The following is a 20,259-nucleotide window of genomic DNA, read 5'->3' on the forward strand; positions in this document are numbered from 1 at the left end:
ATATGCTAAATCTCTTATTTAAAAGAAAATTTCTATTCCTATTACATAAAAAAGCAAAACAAAAGACCTTATATTTCTATAAGGTCTTCGAAACAGAAATTTGATTATAACATAAGGAACTCCTCGGTTCAAAAAGCTCCTTCCAAAAATAACCGAGAGTAAAGGCTTCCATTTGCTACGTAACAGTAATTAAAAAAATTATAATTTGCACAAAAAAACTATACTAAATATTATTTATGAAAGAAATTTGGCTTCAAAATTTCATTCGGATACGGTTTATGATAAATATGAGTAGTAGCTGGAGATAACGGTGGAATGAGCCACACCCAATTGCCTGTTACAACCCGTCCACATGATGCTTCTTGCTTCTCAAATTGTTGAAATTGTTGTGCAGCTGTATGGTGATCCACAATACTAACTCCTTGTTTTTTGAAGGAATGTAATACAGCAATATTCAACTCAATTAGTGCCTTGTCTTTCCATAACGTACTGTTTCTCGATGTATCTAACTCCATCATCTCCGCAACAGCCGGCAGTAAATTATAACGATCATGATCCGCTAAGTTACGAGCCCCAATCTCCGTTCCCATATACCATCCATTGAACGGAGCTGCCGTATAAGAAATACCGCCAATTTCTAAGCGCATATCTGAAATCATTGGAACCCCATACCATTTTGCTCCAAGTGATGAAATTGGGTACTCTGGATGTTCAATCGGTACCTCTTTCACTTCTTTTTTAGGAATTTCTTTATATACAGGTTCTTTTCCATCGACAGAAAAAACAAGCGGCAATACATCGAAATTCGTACCTTCTCCTTGCCAGCCAAGTTCCTGACAAAAATCCGTAAACACAGTGGAATGAGAGTCACCAATCACTCCCATTTCTGTTTTATATCCTGCATACCGAATCAATTGGTGATTATAAATTCGTATATTATTTTCGCCACCTTGATATTGCTTAAAGATCGTAATTGTCGGTTTAACTTTTCCGTCGTTCGTTGCATATTTAATATGATGAATTAATGCATTACATACACCTTCCTCATCATTTACTTCACGTGCATCTAATATGTGCATCTTACTCCAAAATAGTCTTCCGATACATCGATTACTATTGCGCCATGCCATTCGTGATCCATGAACAAGTTCTTCAAATGTATGCTCATACGTCCCCGTCTTCTCTATCTCAACTTGAATTTCTTTTATTCTCTCTTCTTTGAATTGTTCTTTATTAAGTTCTTTATAGCAAATCGTAATAAAATGACTCGCTTCCTCTATTAATTGTTTCGTTTTACTCATAAACGATCTCCTTCTATTTCAACAAAACGTTACTACTTTACAGTATAAGCAAAAAGAATAAGAGTCACAAATGAAAGTCGAAGTGTTACTTTTATTGTAATATTTTTCAGAAAATTAAAGAGATTACTATTGACTTGTATGAAAAATAGGTGTATTTTTGACTCAGGTAAACTGTTTTTACCTAGACCAACATTTAGAGGGAAGGAGGGAATGTTATGTCTTCATTTCAATTGCCAAAGCTTTCATATGACTATGATGAACTAGAGCCATATATCGATAGCAACACACTTTCTATTCATCATGGGAAGCACCATGCGACATACGTAAATAATTTGAATGCCGCTTTAGAAAACTATACGGAATTACATAATAAATCTTTAGAAGAATTACTATGTAATTTAGAAACTTTACCGAAGGAAGTTGTTACAGCTGTCAGGAATAACGGTGGTGGACATTATTGTCATAGTCTTTTTTGGGAAGTAATGAGCCCACGAGGTGGCGGCGATCCTAATGGAGACGTTGCGAAAGTAATTGATTATTATTTCAATACCTTTGACAACTTAAAAGATCAACTGTCCAAAGCAGCAATTAGCCGTTTTGGAAGTGGCTATGGATGGCTTGTTCTTGATGGTGAAGAACTTACTGTTATGAGTACACCTAATCAAGATACACCTTTGCAAGAAGGGAAGATTCCATTACTCGTCATCGATGTATGGGAGCATGCCTATTATTTAAAGTATCAAAATCGACGTCCAGAATTTGTTACCAACTGGTGGCATACAGTGAACTGGGACCGGGTAAATGAAAAGTATTTACAAGCAATTCAATCACAAAAACATTAGTCGTGCGTATAAGGTAAGTTTGGTAATGTAAAATTAGTATTGTCGAAATCCTCCAGAATCCCCCGGATTGCCACCGGGGGATTTATGATTATTTCATTTCATGTATGTAATACCGTAATACTTTTTCTATTTCTATTCTCAACTCTCGGAACGTGAATCCTAATTCATTAGCTTTTCCATTATGTAATGTACAATTAATCACTTCATTATAAGGCGCTACGTTATCTCCTACTTCTTGAACGCGTGCTTTTATTCCCGTATTTTCTTCTATGAAATGAATAACTTCTCGAGTAGAAACTACCCCGTTGCTACAAGCATTAATTGGCCCTTCTATGTCCTTCATCCCGCACCAAGCTAAAAATTCTCCTGCTTCTTTTTCATGTATAAATGACAACTCTCCATCTAGATCATTCACGGCGACAGGTTCTTGCCTCACAATATGTTCAACGTAAAATTGTAACCTTTTCGTATAATCGTTTTCTCCAATAACAACTGGAAAACGTACTGCAACAACTGGGAATGTTGCTTGTTGAAATGAAACCGCTTCGGCTACTCTCTTTCCTTCACTATAATTAAAATCCTTCCTACCACCATACGTAATAGCATACTCGTACGGATTAAAGTTCTCTTCTAACAAGCCTATCGCTGGCTCGTAAACAGCCATTGAAGATGTCATAATGTATTTCTTCGTTTTTCCTTGTAACACTTCACATATTATCTTTGCCGCATTCGAGCTATAGCATAAATTATCGTATACGATATCATAACTTTTATCTTCTAGACGCTCAGCTAGTTGTTTTTCGTCTTCTCTATCTACAATCAATCTGTTTACTACACTTCCAAAAGAATCTTCAGTAATGCCTCTCGTCGCAATTGTTACATCGTGTCCAGCTTGCAAAAGTGCTTCTACTAAATGTTTACCAAAAAATCTTGTTCCCCCTAGCACCAATACTTTTTTCAAATTCATCATCCCCATTTTGATAAATTGTAAAATACTACCTCCCTATTATAAATGCTAATATAGAAAAAGCATGGAATTCGTTTAACGATTCCATGCTTTTCTACAGAAAATATATTAACGTACTCGATATTTATAAATACAATAACAGAAGTATAAAATAGAAATTACGGATACATAAACCCATAGTTCATATACGAATCCCTCTCCCCATACTCCCATAAAATAAAAGAGTGAAGGCAACGTCAATGTTACCCATGATTGTACGAAGGCAATTCTTCCAAGGTATTGATTGATATTCTTCTTTTGTGTATTTAATACAAAGAATAAATACCAAAGTAATGCCCACATAAACCACGTTAGTGCATTAACAACATCGTGAAATTGAACAAATGAAACAACCATATAGAATAAAGCAATAATTGCTACCCAAATACAAAACCAACCTAAACCGCTACTATCCATTCCTTTTATAAAGGTAACACCTACATATAAATAGGTTAATCCAAATAAGAAAGTAGCTGCATATGAATACACTGTCCAATTGCTTTGGTCAGAAATCATGATCAAATAGAACGGAATAATAATTTGTAGTGCACCCACAAATAAATTAAAAACACCCGCACTTTTCATCTCTGCTTTCCCTAATATAACAAGACTATTTAAAAATAAAGCTGCACCCGAAAGTAATAATCCTACATACCCCATATATCCTCATGTGAAAACCTTATATTTTCACACTGTACCCTCCCCGTCTTGTAAAAATTATATTATTCCTTATTCTCCTTCTTACTTACAACTACATACAAAGTTTTTACAGAAACAAGTCAGACTTCATACCTTAAAGAACAATAAAAAATCCCTTTCATACATGTCATACACTAATGATATCAATCGAAATGTATCATGTAGTAAAAACGCTTTCAATAATACGCAACTTAATTAAAAGCTAATAGGATTATTTGATTATAAACGTACTTTAATAATGTTACAAGTACTGGAATACTTTTCAATATTACATTTTTTATTTCTATAAAAAATTGATAGAATGATGCATTTTCCCTATCTCCTTCTATTAATGATCTGCATAGAATATTGTACAATCACATTAAGTTAGGAAGGTTTGATATTTATGCCTCTTCATTATCCAAATCAATCTGTTATTCATTCAACAGGTGTATTAACAAGAGAGCCTGCAACAGTTTCAGCAGTAATAAATATTGTAAATTTAGATGCATATTACGCACATTATGTAAATATAGAAGTGTGGGATTGGTCTAACTATTCTAATCCTGTAAAATTACCTGTACTAATTGGTGAAGATACAGTAGTAGAATTCCCATACCTTTTACAAGGCAACAACCTAGCAGTATTTTATGCTAATTTAGATGCAGCTATTGATTTATATGAGATTCGTATTTCTTATCCTACTCATTCTAATATTATTGCAAATTGCTTCGGCCGAAGCCTCCCGCCCTATACAAGTCAAGAAGGTAATACAGTGTATCATAAACAACTTGTTCGTATTCATTAAAGGTCTCTTTTTCCTATCAACAATTTATAAATACATTCAATAGAAGCGATTCTATTGAAATACTATGGTCAGTAATATTTCATTCATTTCTCTTTCCTAAAATGAGCATATTACTGACCTCAGGTAACATCATAAAAAACAGAATTCATTATATACATACAATAAAAATAAAGTACCCTATAAAAGAATACTTTACTAACTACCTTAAATCATTTGATAGCCATTTTTATTATTTACCTGCCATCTCCAAGAATCTACACACATCTCTTCTAACCCATATTCTGCTTCCCATCCTAATTCTCGTTTTGCTTTAGATACATCAGCAAAACATATCGCTACATCACCAGGACGACGCCCTATCACTTTATAAGGAATTTTTTTACCCGAAACCTTCTCAAAAGCCCTTACCATCTCGAACACACTATACCCTTTACCTGTGCCAAGATTATATGCTTCGATTCCTTTCGTCTCAAGTACTTTCTCAAGTGCCTTTACATGTCCTTTTGCAAGGTCAACAACGTGAATATAATCACGAACACCTGTCCCGTCTTTTGTTGGATAGTCATTTCCAAATATATTTAATTCCTTTAACTTCCCTACCGCTACTTGTGTTACATATGGCATTAAATTATTCGGAATCCCATTTGGATCTTCTCCAATACGACCACTTTGATGCGCACCAAATGGGTTGAAATAACGAAGTAACGCGATACTCCATTCACCATCAGCTTTTGCAACATCACGCATAATTTGCTCTATCATTAACTTTGTTTGCCCATATGGATTTGTCACGCTTAATGGAAATTCTTCCGTAATTGGTGATGTTTTTGGAATTCCATATACAGTTGCAGACGAACTAAAAATAAATTTTTTCACATTATGTTTTTGCATTACATCACATAATATAATCGTACTTATAATATTATTATAATAATATGTAAGCGGAATTGTAGTAGATTCCCCAACTGCTTTGAAGCCAGCAAAATGAATAACTGCTTCAATGTTATTTTCCAAAAAAATCTCATTCATTTTTTCACGATTTAAAACACTTTCATTATAAAATTTAAATTGTTTCCCTGTTATTTCTTTTACTCGGTTTAAAGACTCTATTGAACTATTTGAAAGATTATCTACGACTATAATTTTATAATTATTATTTAATAATTCTATACACGTATGACTACCAATATATCCTGCTCCACCCGTTATAAGTATCGCCATATATATAGTCCCCCACTTATCATCAATTATAAAATTTTATAATCTCAATACACATCTATCCTATCATATTCCAAGATAAAAATTCTAAATATTTTAAATTTTCTTTTATACAAAAAAGCTACATAACCTTTAAGTTATGTAGCTCTTCAACATCTATATTTTTCTATATCATTTTTTATTACCCAAAAATTTTAGTAAAAGCTATCCAAACGTTCTGATTTGTTAAATTACGTAACAATATACACTTAAAAAGTGTGCCAGGCTTCCTAATAATACGAAAACATGAAAAATTTCATGGTGCCCCATATATTTAAACTCCAACCATTTTGGCTTAGCACCGTAAATAAACCCACCAATTGTATAAAAAATACCTCCAAGTACTAAGAAAAGGATACCTCCTGTACTTAAATTCTCAGCTAGCGGTGCAAAGAATAGAACAATTAACCAACCCATTAGAAGATAAATTCCTGTCGATAACCACCTTGGGCAATTAAACCAAAACATTTTAAAAACAATACCACAAATCGCAGTTGCATAAACTAAACAAAATAGTAGTAAACCATTTGCCGAACTTAATGTAATTAAGCAAAAGGGTGCATATGTACCTGCAATTAATATAAAAATCATAGAATGATCTAACTTCCTAAAGAAATAAATAACACGTTCACTGGCTACAACACTATGATACACAGCTGATGCCATATAAAGGACCATCATCCCAATACCGAATAAAATAACAGCTGTAATTGCAGCAAAAGATGGCATCTTAACAGAAACTTTCACAAGCATAGCTAATAATGCAATAAATGCTAATACAGCTCCTCCTAAGTGAGTAAATGCATTAACCGGTTCTCTTACATAAGCATTCATATAAACACCCCTCATATAATTACACGTAGTTTTTATAACTACGTGTAATTATATACATATTATTTATAACTAGTCAACATTTACAATTCACTTGTTTCGTAATACCATATTTAAAGATATACTAAACATTCAGTTCCACTAAGTTATAAAAGTGAGGGGTTTTACGTGGAAAATATAAATAAATTACTTGAATCATTACATTTAGAAAAAAATATTAAACTTGAGGATATCCCAAATGTCGACTTATATGTAGACCAAGTTGTTCAACTATTTGAGAATACTTATGCGGATTCAACAAGAACTGATGATGAAAAAGTATTAACAAAAACAATGATTAACAATTACGCAAAAGGGAAACTATTCATCCCTATTAAAAATAAAAAGTATTCAAAAGAGCATATGATTCTAATTAGCTTGATTTACCAATTAAAAGGAGCCCTTTCCATTAATGACATAAAAAGCTCCTTAGAAAATATAAATGTACCTTTACTAAACGATGATACATTCGAATTAAATACTCTCTATAAAGATTATCTTGCTCTTACTGAAACCAATGTGGAAACCTTTAAACAGGACGTAAATAACCGTATTAGGGAAGTAAATGAGATTTCCTCCTTAGAAGATCAAAAGCTAGAAAAGTTTTTATTACTAACATCCTTCGTGACGATGAGTAATATGTACAGACGATTGGCAGAGAAGTTAGTGGACGATTTAAAAGAATCGTAAATAAAAAAACTATCCACCTGTAACAGGTGGATAGTTTTTTTATTTACTTAATTGCTTCATGGACTTTTAATTGTTTCCCTTTAATCGTTGTAGTTTTCATGGTCTTTAAAACAATTGGTCCTTTTCCATTTAATATTTCAACGTAAGAAACATTGTCCTGTATCGTAATAATTCCTATATCTTCTGCTGTAACACCTTTAATTTTAGCAATTGTGCCGACAAAATCTACCGCTCTAATTTTCTTTTTCTTCCCACCATTAAAGTACAGCTTCATAATCCCTTTGTTTAAGTCTGCACTTTTATCTTTCTTTATAATTGGTTTAGCATGTATTTTTTCCTCAAATACTGCCTTCCCTTTCATAACCTCTTCTTTTGAAGGTGCATATGCCTTTGGAATTTCAAAGCCGATGTACGCCTCAATTTCTTCTAAAAATCTATCTTCATACGGAGTTATGAATGTAATAGCTTTTCCTTTATTGCCAGCTCGTCCCGTTCTTCCCGTACGATGTACATAACTTTCTTTTTCTAACGGAATATCATAGTTAATAACATGTGTAATATTATCAATATCAATTCCTCTAGCAGCTACGTCTGTCGCTACTAAATAACGGAACTTTCCTTTTCTAAAATCGTCCATAACTTCAAAACGATCTTCTTGCACCATACCACCATGTATTTTGTCACAAGGATAGTTAACACGGTTTAACTGTCTAAATACGTGATCTACATTTTCTTGTGTACGGCAAAAAATAATACAACTATCTGGATTCTCAATTGTTGTTACATCTTTAAGAAGTGAAAGCTTCTCCTCTTCTCTCGTCTCAAAAAGTGTATGTTCAATTTTGTCTGTGGTAATCCCGGCGGCCTTAATTTCAATATGCGTTGGCGAATCCATATACGTACGGGATAACTTTTCAACATCTTCTGGAAGTGTTGCCGAAAATAGCATTGTCATTCGCTTTGTAGGTAATTCATCAATAATTGCCTCTACTTGATCAATAAAGCCCATATTTAGCATTTCATCTGCTTCATCAATGACTAAATACTTCAGACATTCTAAAGAAAGGGTACCTTTTTCAATATGATCTAACACACGGCCAGGAGTCCCCACTACGATATGTGTCTTTTGTTTTAACTCTAATTTTTGACGTGCAAATGGAGACTTACCATAAACGGCCGCAGCCTTAATTCTTTTGAAGCGGCCTATATTCGTAATATCTTCTTTCACTTGAACAGCAAGTTCTCTCGTCGGCGTCAAAACTAATGCTTGTGGCTTATTCTCTTCCCATTCCACCATTTCACAAAGTGGAATACCGAATGAAGCTGTTTTTCCACTTCCAGTTTGCGATTTTACAACAAGATCCTTCTTTTTCAATGCAACTGGAATAACCTCTCCTTGCACTTCTGTTGGATTTTCGTAGCCTAAACCAGTAAGTGCTCTTACAATTTCTTTACTTAATGCATAATTGGTAAAGCTTTTTTTATTCATATATTAACCTCATTTTATTCTGTATTATTTTCTTCTTTATCGTTTCCTATCACTGAATTATCATGTAGATACTATCACCTTATTCATTATACTTGAAAGCTCACATAAAAAGGCAAATCGTGCAAGATTCATCTTTTTATATAGGAATAAACAAAAGGTTTCTTTATTCCGAAAAAAATTTTAGAAATATTATTTCAGAATAAAAATAACCTCCGTCATTCCATCTAATGTTCAACTAAATGATAATGCCTTTTCTTTTTAATGTTTGCCTTCAATAAAATAGTTGTTATCACTGACAACACTCCTATCTAGATTCTAATAAACGAACAATAAGGATAGAAAAACGTTTTAAATTCGCTTTTAACACTATTCCATCATATATATACTCTGTTTTTTAAAAAAATGTTAAGAAATACTTTGACTTCTTCATAAAAATGATGTAAATTATCCTATGGACGAACATTTTTAATTAATAGAAATAAAATATTCGTATTTTAGGGGTGTAAATGATGGAAAACGTATTCGACTATGAAGATATTCAATTAATTCCTGCAAAATGTATTGTGAACAGCCGCTCTGAATGTGATACAACTGTCACTTTAGGTAAACATAAATTTAAATTACCTGTCGTACCTGCAAATATGCAAACGATTATTGATGAAAGAATTGCAACTTATTTAGCTGAAAACAATTACTTCTACATCATGCATCGTTTCCAGCCAGAGAAACGTATCTCATTTATTAGAGATATGCAATCACGTGGATTAATCGCTTCTATTAGCGTTGGTGTAAAAGAGGACGAATATGAATTCGTACAACAATTAGCTGCTGAGCAACTTACACCTGAATACATCACGATTGATATTGCACACGGACATTCTAATGCTGTAATCAACATGATTCAACATATTAAAAAGCATTTACCAGAAAGCTTCGTTATCGCTGGAAACGTTGGAACTCCAGAAGCGGTAAGAGAATTAGAAAACGCTGGTGCTGATGCAACAAAAGTCGGTATTGGACCTGGTAAAGTTTGTATTACTAAAATTAAAACAGGCTTTGGAACTGGTGGTTGGCAACTAGCTGCACTTCGCTGGTGTGCAAAAGCTGCAAGTAAGCCAATTATCGCTGACGGTGGTATTCGTACACACGGCGACGTAGCTAAATCTATTCGATTTGGGGCGACTATGGTTATGATCGGTTCTCTATTCGCTGGTCATGAAGAGTCTCCAGGGGAAACAATCGAAAAAGACGGCAAACTTTATAAAGAGTACTTCGGTTCAGCTTCTGAATTCCAAAAAGGTGAGAAGAAAAACGTTGAAGGTAAGAAAATGTTCGTTGAGCATAAAGGTTCTTTAGAAGATACTTTAATCGAAATGGAACAAGATCTTCAATCTTCTATCTCTTACGCTGGTGGAACAAAATTAGATTCAATTCGTACTGTAGATTATGTAGTCGTGAAAAACTCTATTTTCAACGGTGATAAAGTATATTAATTTTTAAATTTAACTCGAAGGACAAGCATTTTTATGCTTGTCCTTCTTTTTCGTATATAGAAATGTAAAATATTTTTATTTTACTGAATTTTCTAGTATCATGTTTTTAGATACTTATAATAAGGGGGATATAAGAAATGAAAAATGTAATTGAGAAACGCTATATTCGCGCAGAAGTCCCTACTGAACTAACATGGGACCTCTCTGATTTATTCGAATCTGATAAAGATTGGGAAACTGCATTACGTGTATTAACAGACGATATAAAAAAACTTGATGCGTTTAAAGGACAATTACATACTAGCCCCACTACCTTATTACATTGCCTACTTTTAGAAGAAGAGCTTTTAATGAAGTTAACAAAACTATACTCCTATGCAAATTTAAAAGAATCAACTGATCGTACAAATCCAGTTATTCAAGCGAACTCTTCCAAAATTGCTGCTTTATGGACGAAAGTACATACTGCACTATCCTTTATCCATAATGAAATCCTCTCATTCGATGAAGGAACAATTGAAAAGTATTTAAACGAAGAAACAAAACTCGAACCTTTCCGTAAATCATTACTAGACATCCTACAAAAAAGGCAGCACACGCTCTCTCCTGAAACAGAAGAAGCCCTTGCTGCACTTGGCGAAGTACATAATTCTCCATACAAAATTTACGGTATGACTAAATTAGCCGATATGGATTTTACCTCCATACAAGACGAACAAGGAAACGAACTCCCTGTATCATTTGCATTATTTGAAAGCAAATATGAGTTCTCTCCAAGCGCAGACATACGTAGAAAAGCATACTCATCATTCGTCTCCACCTTGAAACGATATAAGAATACAGTGGCAACAACATATGCTACTGAAGTAAAAAAACAAGTAACACTCTCTCGTTTACGCAAATTTGAATCTGTTACTCATATGCTTTTAGAACCTCAAAAAGTTCCACTTGAAATGTATAACAATCAACTTAATATTATTTATAAAGAATTAGCGCCTCATATGCGCCGTTTTGCAGATTTAAAAAAGAAAGTATTAGGACTCGATCAAATGCTGTTCTGCGACTTACATGCACCTTTAGATCCCGAATTTAATCCAACTATCACATACAAGGAGGCTGGTAAATTAATTCAAGATTCTTTAAAGGTGTTAGGCGATGAATATAGTTCCATTATCCAAAAAGGATTCAAAGAAAGATGGGTTGATCTTGCAGATAACGTAGGCAAATCAACCGGAGCATTTTGTTCAAGCCCATATGGCTCTCATCCATACATTTTAATTACATGGCAAAATACGATGCGTGGATGCTTCACATTAGCCCATGAATTTGGGCATGCTGGTCATTTTTATTTAGCAAATAAAAACCAGCGTATTATGAATGTACGTCCATCTATGTACTTTGTTGAAGCACCATCTACAATGAATGAATTACTATTAGCCCAGCATTTATTAGCAACTACTGACGACAAGCGAATGCGCAGATGGGTGATTCTGCAACTACTCGGCACATATTATCATAACTTTGTTACTCACTTACTTGAGGGAGAATATCAAAGAAGAGTATATACGCTAGCAGAAGAAGGAGAAGCACTTGCAGCTACAACTTTAACTGAAATAAAAACAAATGTACTTTCGACATTCTGGGGAGATTCTGTAGAAATTGACGAAGGTGCTGGCTTAACTTGGATGCGTCAACCTCATTATTATATGGGCTTATATTCTTACACCTATTCCGCAGGCCTCACTGCATCTACTGCGGTAGCTCAAATGATTAAAGAGGAAGGACAACCTGCCGTTGATCGCTGGTTAGATGTACTTCGCGCTGGTGGTACGATGAAACCACTTGAATTAATGAAACATGCCGGAGTCGATATGTCAAAACCAGATGCAATCCGCAGGGCTGTTTCTTACGTCGGTTCCTTAATTGATGAATTAGAACGCTCTTATCAAGAATAAAAAATAAGCCCTCGCTTTATGAGGGCTTGTTTCATATTTATTTACCAAATCTTTTACGGTATCCACATTTCCTACATAGCTCTTCTACTGCAACTCTTTTCGAAAATCCATCGACAATGTTTGTTGCTCTTTCACCTTCTATAATGTTAGAAAATGAGTCATTATTAATATTCCCAAGGTTAATAATCCCTTCACCATCTAAACAACAAGGAATAACCGTTCCGTTCGCTAAAATACCAGCTTGATTTCGAAGACCATGACAGAATCCTTTTCCGTCATCCTCCTCTTCATGTAATGCCGGCCACTGAAATTCATAGTCTTGATTAATAAAGACACGTTCCGCAATTTTTATACCTTTTCCTGGTGTAAGCTTCTCTTCGATTTGATAAGATAGGCCAAACTCATTTTCAATGATGGATAATAAATCTCTATTTTTCTGGATTTCAGCATTTGTTTTATTATCCTGAGTTAAATTCCATAAACGTAGTGAAACAATTAAATCCCATTGACTTGTCGCCTCTCTAATGAAGGAAAGTATACTCCTTACATAACCTTCTTTATCTTGCGAACCTGGATGCCCATCAAAACTGTGCAGTGAAAAATTCATTTGTCTTAAAGCAGGCTTATTTAACAGTCTATGCCTTCTCTTATTAATTAACGTTCCGTTCGTTGTAATATTAACTTTAAACCCTTTTTCATGGCTCAAATCTAACAGTTGATCTATTTTTGGATGGAGCAATGGCTCACCCTTCACGTGCAAATAAATGTAGTCTGTGTGAGGTTTAATTTGGTCTAATCTTTTAGCAAAATCCTCCACAGAAATGAATTGCTTCTGCCTTTCCGTCGGCGGACAAAAGCTGCACGCAAGATTACATACACTCGTAATCTCCAAGTAAAACTTTTTAAACTTCTTCACCTTTAATTCCTCACTTCTATGACTACTTATACTTTTTCCTCTTCATATTACAACACACTTTTTTATAAATAGAAACATACTTATTTTAGGAAACCTTCGTACTACCTATTAATGTTTAAAAGACCATCGGTGTTTTTTGTCCAATGGTCTTTTTTACTCTTTTTATATACAAAAAGTAATTTTACTTATGATACGGTTCCCCACGATTAATACGAAACGCTCTATACACTTGCTCAAGCAATACTAATCGCATTAATTGGTGTGGTAATGTCATCTTTGAAAAAGAAAGAGATTCGTTTGAACGCTTCATTACTTCTGAACTTAGTCCAAGTGATCCACCTATTACAAATGCAACTTTACTCTTTCCATATGTAGCAAGACGATCTAAGCTTACTGCAAATTCTTCTGATGACTTTTGTTTTCCTTCTATCGCTAACGCAATGACATGCGTATCGTCAGAAATTTTATCCAGTATACGTATACCTTCTTTTTCTTTTACAATTAACATTTCTGCTTCACTTAAATTTTCTGGCGCCTTTTCATCTGGCAATTCAATTACTTCTACTTTTGCGTATGCAGATAATCGTTTTAAGTATTCTGCTATACCTTGTTTTAAATATTTTTCTTTTAATTTCCCAATTGAAATAATCGAGATATTCACACTCATTCCCCACCTTACAAACATGTTATCCACATGACTTATCCACATATCCACAATTGTTACCCACATATTGTGTGAGAATCTGTGTTCGATACAACATATGTCGCCTCGTTTTGACAAAATTCACATGTTTTTTTCTCTTTTTCTGAGTTATCCACATTGTTGATAACTGGTGCAACTTCACACTCATCCACAATAATATCTAAAGCTAATTCAACATGTTCTAAACAACAAGGTAAATTCATATTCTTCACCTCACTTTTCTACAATAGAAAACAGGAGGTAGGCCCTCCTGTTTTTAATACTTTTGAATGCCTAGTTTAACCGTTGTTGTTGCTCGTTTTGTACCACGATAAAACGTAAGAGTCATTTTATCATTAATTTTTTTATCATATAAGGCCGTACGGAATCCGATAATATCGCGAACCGGTTTTCCATCTACTGCTACAATCACATCGTGTTCTCGTAAACCAGCATCTACACCTGGCGAAGGACTCTTCACATCTAAAATGCAAACTCCCTCTGTTACATTGCCTGGTAAATGCAATGTTTTTGACCAATGGTAATTTGGAATCTCATTTAACGATCTAAGTTCAATTCCAACATACGGTCTCCTTACTTTTCCGTACTTCTCTAATTCATTCATAATTGGAACAGCTCTAGTAACTGGAATAGCTAGTCCAATTCCTTCTACTTCTTTTGCTGCAATTTTCATTGAGTTAATGCCTATTAATTGACCTGCCGCGTTTACAAGCGCACCACCACTATTACCTGGATTAATCGCTGCGTCTGTTTGCAAAACTTCTACTTGCCAATCATAATGTCCATCTTGATCTAAATCTACAGGGACAATACGTTCATTAGCCGAAATAATGCCTTGTGTGACAGTTCCAGAAAATTGCAGCCCCAGTGGGTTTCCAATCGCAATGACCGGCTCCCCTCTACGAACAGTATTAGAATCGCCAATTTCCATTATTTTTTTCACATGCTTTGCATCTATTTCTAGTACAGCTAAATCTGTGACTACATCGGTTCCTAATACTTTCCCAGGAACCTTCTTACCGTCACTTAAACTTACTTCAATACGATTTGCTCCAGCAACAACATGATTATTCGTTACAATATAAGCTTGGCCATCTGTCTTTTTATAAATTACACCCGATCCTGTACCAGCTTCTGAATCTGCCTCTGAAAAATTATCTCTTTGAATATTAATAACGCCAACAACAGCTTCAGACGCACGATCAACAGCATCAACGAAGCTAATCTGTTTAATTCCTTGAGCTTCAGCCATATTACTTCCGCTTGCTTCAGCTTGCGGAAGCGCCCCCGCATCATTTGCAAATAAAGGAGCTCCAAATGCAAATAACGAAGCTCCTACAATTGTTCCTGCTATACTAGAAATAACAATACCTTTATGCTTCTTTTTTCTTGCACGTTTCATACGATAATTCTCTTCATCAATAAAGGACATATTTGTTCACCCATCTTCCTGAAAACAACTATATTCACCTTTATTGTTTACTAAAATGAAGAATTATACGTATTGAATTTTTGTAGGCATTTTCGGATCTGTATCATGAATTTCGAAGGCTTCTCCCACTCCAAATCCTTTTTCCTCTAATACTTGTGATACTGACATACGTGCGAGTTCTTTCATGTTATTATCTAAACTTAAATGGGCTAAATAAATATGTTTTGTCTCATCTGTAATTACATCCGCCATCGCTAATGCAGCGTCCTCATTACAAACGTGACCCACATCACTTAAAATACGTCGTTTAATACTCCATGGATAACGCCCCATACGAAGCATTTCCACGTCATGATTACTTTCAAACACGAAAGCATTAGCACCCTTAATAACACCTTTCATACGATCACTCACGTATCCCGTATCTGTAATAAGGGCTAACTTTCTATTATTGTTATGAAAAGCGTAGAACATCGGCTCTGCCGCATCATGAGAAACCCCAAATGACTCGACCTCGATATCACCGAATGTTTTCACATCTCCAACTGAGAAAATAAACTTTTGCTCAGTTGGGATATTTCCTATTAAATGTTCCATTGCATTCCATGTTTTCTCATTTGCATAAACAGGTAAATCATATTTACGTGCCAATACACCTAACCCTTTAATATGGTCACTATGTTCATGTGTTACAAGAATACCTGATACATCATTTATATTTAGTTCTGCCTGTTTAAATAAAGCCTCTGTTGCTTTACCACTTAAACCTGCATCGACGAGTAATTTTTTTTCATCTGTTCCTACATATAGCATATTCCCTGTACTTCCACTTGCAAGTACGCTAAAATGCAACCCCATTCTTTCTCACTCCAGTATGTTCATCAACCACTTGATTTTCCCTTTCCCCTAATTCCATAACTTGTCCTTCAATTGCATTTACAAAGAAGTCCTGCTTCTGCTCCGTTTTTAAATTCCATGTTGGAGCGAGTACTTGGTTATTAGAAGTAGATGCGGTAAGGGTGGCATAACCAATTTGTGCTTCTTTTACATGTGTATTCCCATGAACTTTATTTTTTAAATACAGATTTTCTAAAGCTGTTTGAGCAGTAATAATTTCTTGCTGTTTCGTTTTTTCACTTTCGCCCATTTCTTTTAAATCAGTTAGCATCGTCTGCGTGTACGACACAAGTTCATTTTTTTCATTTAATTCCACAACAATCATTGCCTGATCGTTATAGAAAATAGGCTTATCTTTATATTTTTGGAAGAAGTAAATTTTAGATTCTTTCATCGCCCCAAACTCATACTTTTGTCCATCCAATACATAGTTCTTCAAAAAATCACTATACTTATCTTTGGATAATGATTTTGTATTTAAAAAGGGCTCTTTTAGCTTACTTTCTATCTTGTACATATTTTGTATATGCACCGTTTGACTCTTTAAAGACTGTACATCTTCTTCTTTAAATGCCTTGTTTTCCGCCCTAATAAATGACTCTTTTTTCGGTTCTTTAGGGAAATTACCCATAGTAATTTTGTTTGCTTTTAATTCTTGATCTATCTTTGTTTCTGCAATAAGCTCCAATTGATTACTATCTTGCTTTTGAATGAATTGAAAAATGAGAAAGAGGTCCAAAACAAAAAAGGTCACAATAAATATGGTTTTAATCCGATCCCAATCCATTTAGTCCTCCCTCACTCCACTCATATATTTTTTGTTTACCCGCTTCATCTTCAACAAACTTTACATACCAAATTGGCTGTAGTCGAGCTACTTGCCCATCTAGTGATAATTTGTATCCAATACCAATGTCTTTAATGAATCGTTTATCTACCGCGGCATTATTTTCTAAGGATGCTATTACAACGTGACCTGATGGAAGAGTAACCTTCTGTTCTATACCTTTCGTATTTAAAGACAACAACGGTCTTTCATATTCCATTACTTCTTCTGATCCCCATACTTGTCTCAATTCAGCTAATCCATCTGTATTGAATACGGAATATCCATCTTCATGTAAACGGAATACCGTCTGTCCTTTATTCATATAGTCCAAACGATATGAATCCAAACTCCCACTGTGACCATTTACAAAATCAAAGCTTTTTTGTAAAAGCATTAAATTATCTGTGGTTTTCTCACTTGAAACAGAAGAATTTTTATACTTTAGCATATGACGATCATTTTCAATCTCCATGGACCTAATACCATCTGTAAATGTTTCTTTCGATTTCTCGGTAATAGGGCTTAAATAACGTGGGTCACTAAAAAGAGCATTCTTAAATGTGTCGACCGCTAAATTAGATGAAATATATGTTATATTACTTAATTCTGTCGTTCCATCTGGTAAAAATAGCTTTTTCATATCATTAATTTGATAGTCAAAATAAGGTTTTGCCGATACTATAAATTGATTTTGTGCATTTACAATATCTTTTAAATACACACCACTTAGTTTTGCTTCATATATTCTAGAGTTATCGCCATCAGAAACAAAATTAATTTTAATTTCTTGATCCCTACTTCTAGAAGGGTCAAGAATAATTCGATTAAAATGTTTAGGCTTATCTATACTTTTTTCTTTCATATTAAACATAGATTTAACTGCATCAAATGGGATATTGGTAGGAAAAACAAGTTCCATTTTCCCTTCACCATGCACATAAGAAAGGAAATCAGCCTTAGCAATCGATATCTCTTTGAAATCATGTAATTCTCCTGCTTCCAAAGGTTTATAGATTGATTCTATATCGCCTTCTCTTTTGCTCCCGTAATGGTTTTTATCTTTATGCACGATGATAGAAGTAGGACGGACAACATCAGCAATTTTAGTTTGAGTAGTTCCTTCATTCCCCTGCACAAATTTTGCGTTTTGCATAGACGTGGAATCTGGCACATACGTCCATAAGTTAAAAGTAAGAAATAGGCTAATTACAACTAAATTAATTAAAACTATCGTTTTAACATTTTCCATACTCATTCCCAATCGTCCTCTTCATCCGCTGCCATTGGCAATGTGAAGTAAATAGTTGTCCCTTTTCCTTCCTCACTCTTCGCCCAAATCGAGCCACCATGCGCCTCAATCATTTCTTTCGCAATTGCTAATCCAAGTCCTGTACCACCCATTTGTCTTGAACGTGCTTTATCTACGCGATAAAAACGTTCAAAGATTTTATCGACGTTTTCTTTTGGAATACCCATTCCTTGGTCACTTACACTAATCTCTAATAATTCCCCGCGATCACGTAAGCGATATGTTACTGTTCCACCTTCTGGTGAATACTTTAATGCATTCGAAATAATGTTATACAAAACTTGCGTAATTTTATCCGTATCCATATCAATAAATCGGGATTTCTTAGAGAAAGATCGTTTGAAGCTTACGTTTTGCTCTTTAGACATTTCAAAACGATCAATAATGTTATTAAAGAAGTCAGTAAAGTCGACCCATTCTTTCATTAAACGATGTTCTGTACTATCAAGTTTAGAAAGTTGCAATAACGCATTTACAAGTCTAATCATTCTTTCTGTTTCTTCTTGTGTAACTGTTAAAAATTGCGGTGCAATATTCGGATCTTGCCACGCGCCGTCCGTAAGCGCCTCTAAGTAACTGCGCATCGTTGTTAATGGCGTTCTTAATTCATGGGAAACGTTTGCCACAAACTCACGGCGTTCCCTTTCTATACGCTCCTGCTCAGTTACATCATATAATACGGCAATTAAACCATTTGCTTTCCCTGTCTCTTTTTGAATAACAGAGAAACTAGCACGTAAAATATATGGCTCATTTCTCGTACTAAAATCTAATAAAACGGAATCAGGCTCTTCGTATAAATGATCGAGCGTAAATTCTTCTTGTATCCCTAATACTTCTAAAACAGATTGATCGAGCGCCGTTTCACGCGAAACATTTAGCATCTTTTCCGCAGGATCATTTAATAAAATAATGTCCCCTTTTCGATCAGTAGCAATTACTCCATCTGTCATATGTGATAAAACAGATGATAATTTACGTCTTTCACTTTCCGTTGAAGAACGAGCTTGTTGTAATTTTTTTGATAAATTATTGAAAGATAATGCTAATTGTCCTATTTCATCATGGCTATGCACTTTTACTTTTCTTGAATAGTTTCCTTTTGCCATTTCAATCGCTTGTCTTCGCATATCTGAGATTGGTCTCGTAATCGTTTGAGCTAACAAAATTCCAAGTACAGCTGTTACGAGTAATGCAATAACGGTTCCAGTCGCAAAAATTTGATTAATATCCTTCATCTGTTTATAAACATCTTCCATAGATGCAACAATGTAAATAACACCAAGTGCATCCTTGCCGTTATCATCTAGAATAGGAGTAAGCATAACTTGTACACGATGGCCTGTACGACCATCTTTCTCAATTTTCACTTCTGGCTTTTTTTGTACCAATACCCGCTGAACAGCTATATCAGTTGATGTTCTATTTACCTTATTTTGCTTTGACTCATCTGAAATAGCGAGTAACTTTCTATGCGAATCAAATACACTTACCTCTTGGATATCTTTCTTTCGATCAGAGGCAAATTTTCGAATTGAAGTTTTAATCGTTTCATCTGTTGATTCTGTTTCTGCTTTTGTATAACTTTTTTTAAACTCTTGTTTCAGGTTATATGATAATAAGTTCGTTTGCTGCGTTAAAGAATCTCTAAAGCCTTGTACAAGACTCTTTTCTAACTCTCTTACAAAATATACCCCAATAACCTGCATAGCTATTAATATTAATAGCATATATATGAGTACAAATTTTAAATGAATAGATTGAAAAAAACCGACTTTCTTCAT

19 protein-coding genes are annotated in these 20,259 nt (G+C 34.4%); 5 read left to right on the top strand and 14 right to left on the bottom strand.

Annotated elements, in window-relative coordinates; genetic code table 11:
• Window positions 1-230: 230 nt before the first annotated feature.
• Window positions 231-1,301 (bottom strand): nitric oxide synthase oxygenase, encoded by a 1,071-nt coding sequence (locus QCI41_RS17710; protein WP_353836976.1) that lies wholly within the window; start codon window positions 1,299-1,301, stop codon window positions 231-233.
• Between the two features lie 215 nt (window positions 1,302-1,516).
• On the opposite strand from QCI41_RS17710, the gene sodA reads away from it, so the two are divergent.
• Window positions 1,517-2,143, top strand: coding sequence for a superoxide dismutase [Mn] (sodA, locus tag QCI41_RS17715; protein ID WP_353836975.1), 627 nt, complete (start codon window positions 1,517-1,519; stop codon window positions 2,141-2,143).
• Window positions 2,144-2,231: 88 nt separating this feature from the next.
• On the opposite strand, the gene QCI41_RS17720 is transcribed toward sodA, so the two are convergent.
• Window positions 2,232-3,119 (bottom strand): NAD-dependent epimerase/dehydratase family protein, encoded by an 888-nt coding sequence (locus QCI41_RS17720; protein ID WP_353836974.1) that lies wholly within the window; start codon window positions 3,117-3,119, stop codon window positions 2,232-2,234.
• A 99-nt stretch (window positions 3,120-3,218) separates the two neighbouring features.
• A complete protein-coding gene (locus QCI41_RS17725; RefSeq protein WP_000542569.1) occupies window positions 3,219-3,809 on the bottom strand; it encodes an AmiS/UreI family transporter in 591 nt (196 codons plus the stop codon).
• A 424-nt stretch (window positions 3,810-4,233) separates the two neighbouring features.
• Between QCI41_RS17725 and QCI41_RS17730 the strand changes: the two genes are divergently transcribed.
• Entirely contained in the window at window positions 4,234-4,635 is a 402-nt protein-coding gene (locus QCI41_RS17730; protein ID WP_353836973.1) for a hypothetical protein, read from the top strand.
• A gap of 204 nt (window positions 4,636-4,839) precedes the next feature.
• Here the strand turns inward: QCI41_RS17730 and galE are convergent, their stop codons facing one another.
• Entirely contained in the window at window positions 4,840-5,856 is a 1,017-nt protein-coding gene (gene galE / locus QCI41_RS17735) for a UDP-glucose 4-epimerase GalE (protein ID WP_353836972.1), read from the bottom strand.
• A 222-nt stretch (window positions 5,857-6,078) separates the two neighbouring features.
• A complete protein-coding gene (trhA, locus tag QCI41_RS17740; RefSeq protein ID WP_000995371.1) occupies window positions 6,079-6,726 on the bottom strand; it encodes a PAQR family membrane homeostasis protein TrhA in 648 nt (215 codons plus the stop codon).
• A 165-nt stretch (window positions 6,727-6,891) separates the two neighbouring features.
• Here trhA and QCI41_RS17745 point away from each other — a divergent pair, with 165 nt between their 5' ends.
• Window positions 6,892-7,452 carry a DUF1836 domain-containing protein gene (locus tag QCI41_RS17745; protein ID WP_000427891.1) on the top strand — a complete coding sequence of 187 codons (561 nt, stop codon included), beginning with the start codon at window positions 6,892-6,894 and terminating at the stop codon, window positions 7,450-7,452.
• A gap of 43 nt (window positions 7,453-7,495) precedes the next feature.
• On the opposite strand, the gene QCI41_RS17750 is transcribed toward QCI41_RS17745, so the two are convergent.
• Complete coding sequence (locus QCI41_RS17750) at window positions 7,496-8,941, bottom strand: DEAD/DEAH box helicase (RefSeq protein WP_046958612.1); 1,446 nt, start codon at window positions 8,939-8,941, stop codon at window positions 7,496-7,498.
• A gap of 509 nt (window positions 8,942-9,450) precedes the next feature.
• On the opposite strand from QCI41_RS17750, the gene guaC reads away from it, so the two are divergent.
• Together guaC and pepF are read left to right on the top strand one after the other, a co-directional pair.
• Window positions 9,451-10,434 (top strand): GMP reductase, encoded by a 984-nt coding sequence (gene guaC / locus QCI41_RS17755; protein ID WP_000432444.1) that lies wholly within the window; start codon window positions 9,451-9,453, stop codon window positions 10,432-10,434.
• Between the two features lie 137 nt (window positions 10,435-10,571).
• Window positions 10,572-12,389 (top strand): oligoendopeptidase F, encoded by a 1,818-nt coding sequence (pepF, locus tag QCI41_RS17760; protein WP_353836971.1) that lies wholly within the window; start codon window positions 10,572-10,574, stop codon window positions 12,387-12,389.
• A gap of 37 nt (window positions 12,390-12,426) precedes the next feature.
• Here the strand turns inward: pepF and QCI41_RS17765 are convergent, their stop codons facing one another.
• From QCI41_RS17765 to walK, 8 genes are all read right to left on the bottom strand, one after another.
• The gene (locus tag QCI41_RS17765) at window positions 12,427-13,305 is read right to left on the bottom strand and encodes a radical SAM/SPASM domain-containing protein (RefSeq protein WP_353836970.1); all 879 of its coding nucleotides are present in this window, start codon (window positions 13,303-13,305) and stop codon (window positions 12,427-12,429) included.
• A gap of 181 nt (window positions 13,306-13,486) precedes the next feature.
• Window positions 13,487-13,966, bottom strand: coding sequence for a 23S rRNA (pseudouridine(1915)-N(3))-methyltransferase RlmH (rlmH, locus tag QCI41_RS17770; RefSeq protein WP_001027003.1), 480 nt, complete (start codon window positions 13,964-13,966; stop codon window positions 13,487-13,489).
• 59 nt (window positions 13,967-14,025) lie between these two features.
• A complete protein-coding gene (locus tag QCI41_RS17775; RefSeq protein ID WP_001052827.1) occupies window positions 14,026-14,211 on the bottom strand; it encodes a CxxH/CxxC protein in 186 nt (61 codons plus the stop codon).
• A 53-nt stretch (window positions 14,212-14,264) separates the two neighbouring features.
• Window positions 14,265-15,440: a S1C family serine protease gene (locus QCI41_RS17780; protein WP_353836969.1), complete on the bottom strand. Its 1,176-nt coding sequence runs from the start codon at window positions 15,438-15,440 to the stop codon at window positions 14,265-14,267.
• Window positions 15,441-15,503: 63 nt separating this feature from the next.
• Complete coding sequence (locus QCI41_RS17785) at window positions 15,504-16,298, bottom strand: MBL fold metallo-hydrolase (protein WP_000522836.1); 795 nt, start codon at window positions 16,296-16,298, stop codon at window positions 15,504-15,506.
• The gene (locus tag QCI41_RS17790; RefSeq protein ID WP_060487898.1) at window positions 16,282-17,124 is read right to left on the bottom strand and encodes a two-component system regulatory protein YycI; all 843 of its coding nucleotides are present in this window, start codon (window positions 17,122-17,124) and stop codon (window positions 16,282-16,284) included. Before QCI41_RS17790 ends, QCI41_RS17785 begins: the two co-directional genes overlap by 17 nt.
• Window positions 17,105-18,421: a YycH family regulatory protein gene (locus QCI41_RS17795; RefSeq protein ID WP_000061591.1), complete on the bottom strand. Its 1,317-nt coding sequence runs from the start codon at window positions 18,419-18,421 to the stop codon at window positions 17,105-17,107. Before QCI41_RS17795 ends, QCI41_RS17790 begins: the two co-directional genes overlap by 20 nt.
• Entirely contained in the window at window positions 18,418-20,259 is a 1,842-nt protein-coding gene (gene walK, locus QCI41_RS17800) for a cell wall metabolism sensor histidine kinase WalK (protein WP_000755378.1), read from the bottom strand. Before walK ends, QCI41_RS17795 begins: the two co-directional genes overlap by 4 nt.

This window comes from Bacillus cereus group sp. MG4, from assembly GCF_040460055.1.
In the GTDB taxonomy this organism is placed as follows: Bacteria; Bacillota; Bacilli; order Bacillales; family Bacillaceae_G; genus Bacillus_A; species Bacillus_A wiedmannii.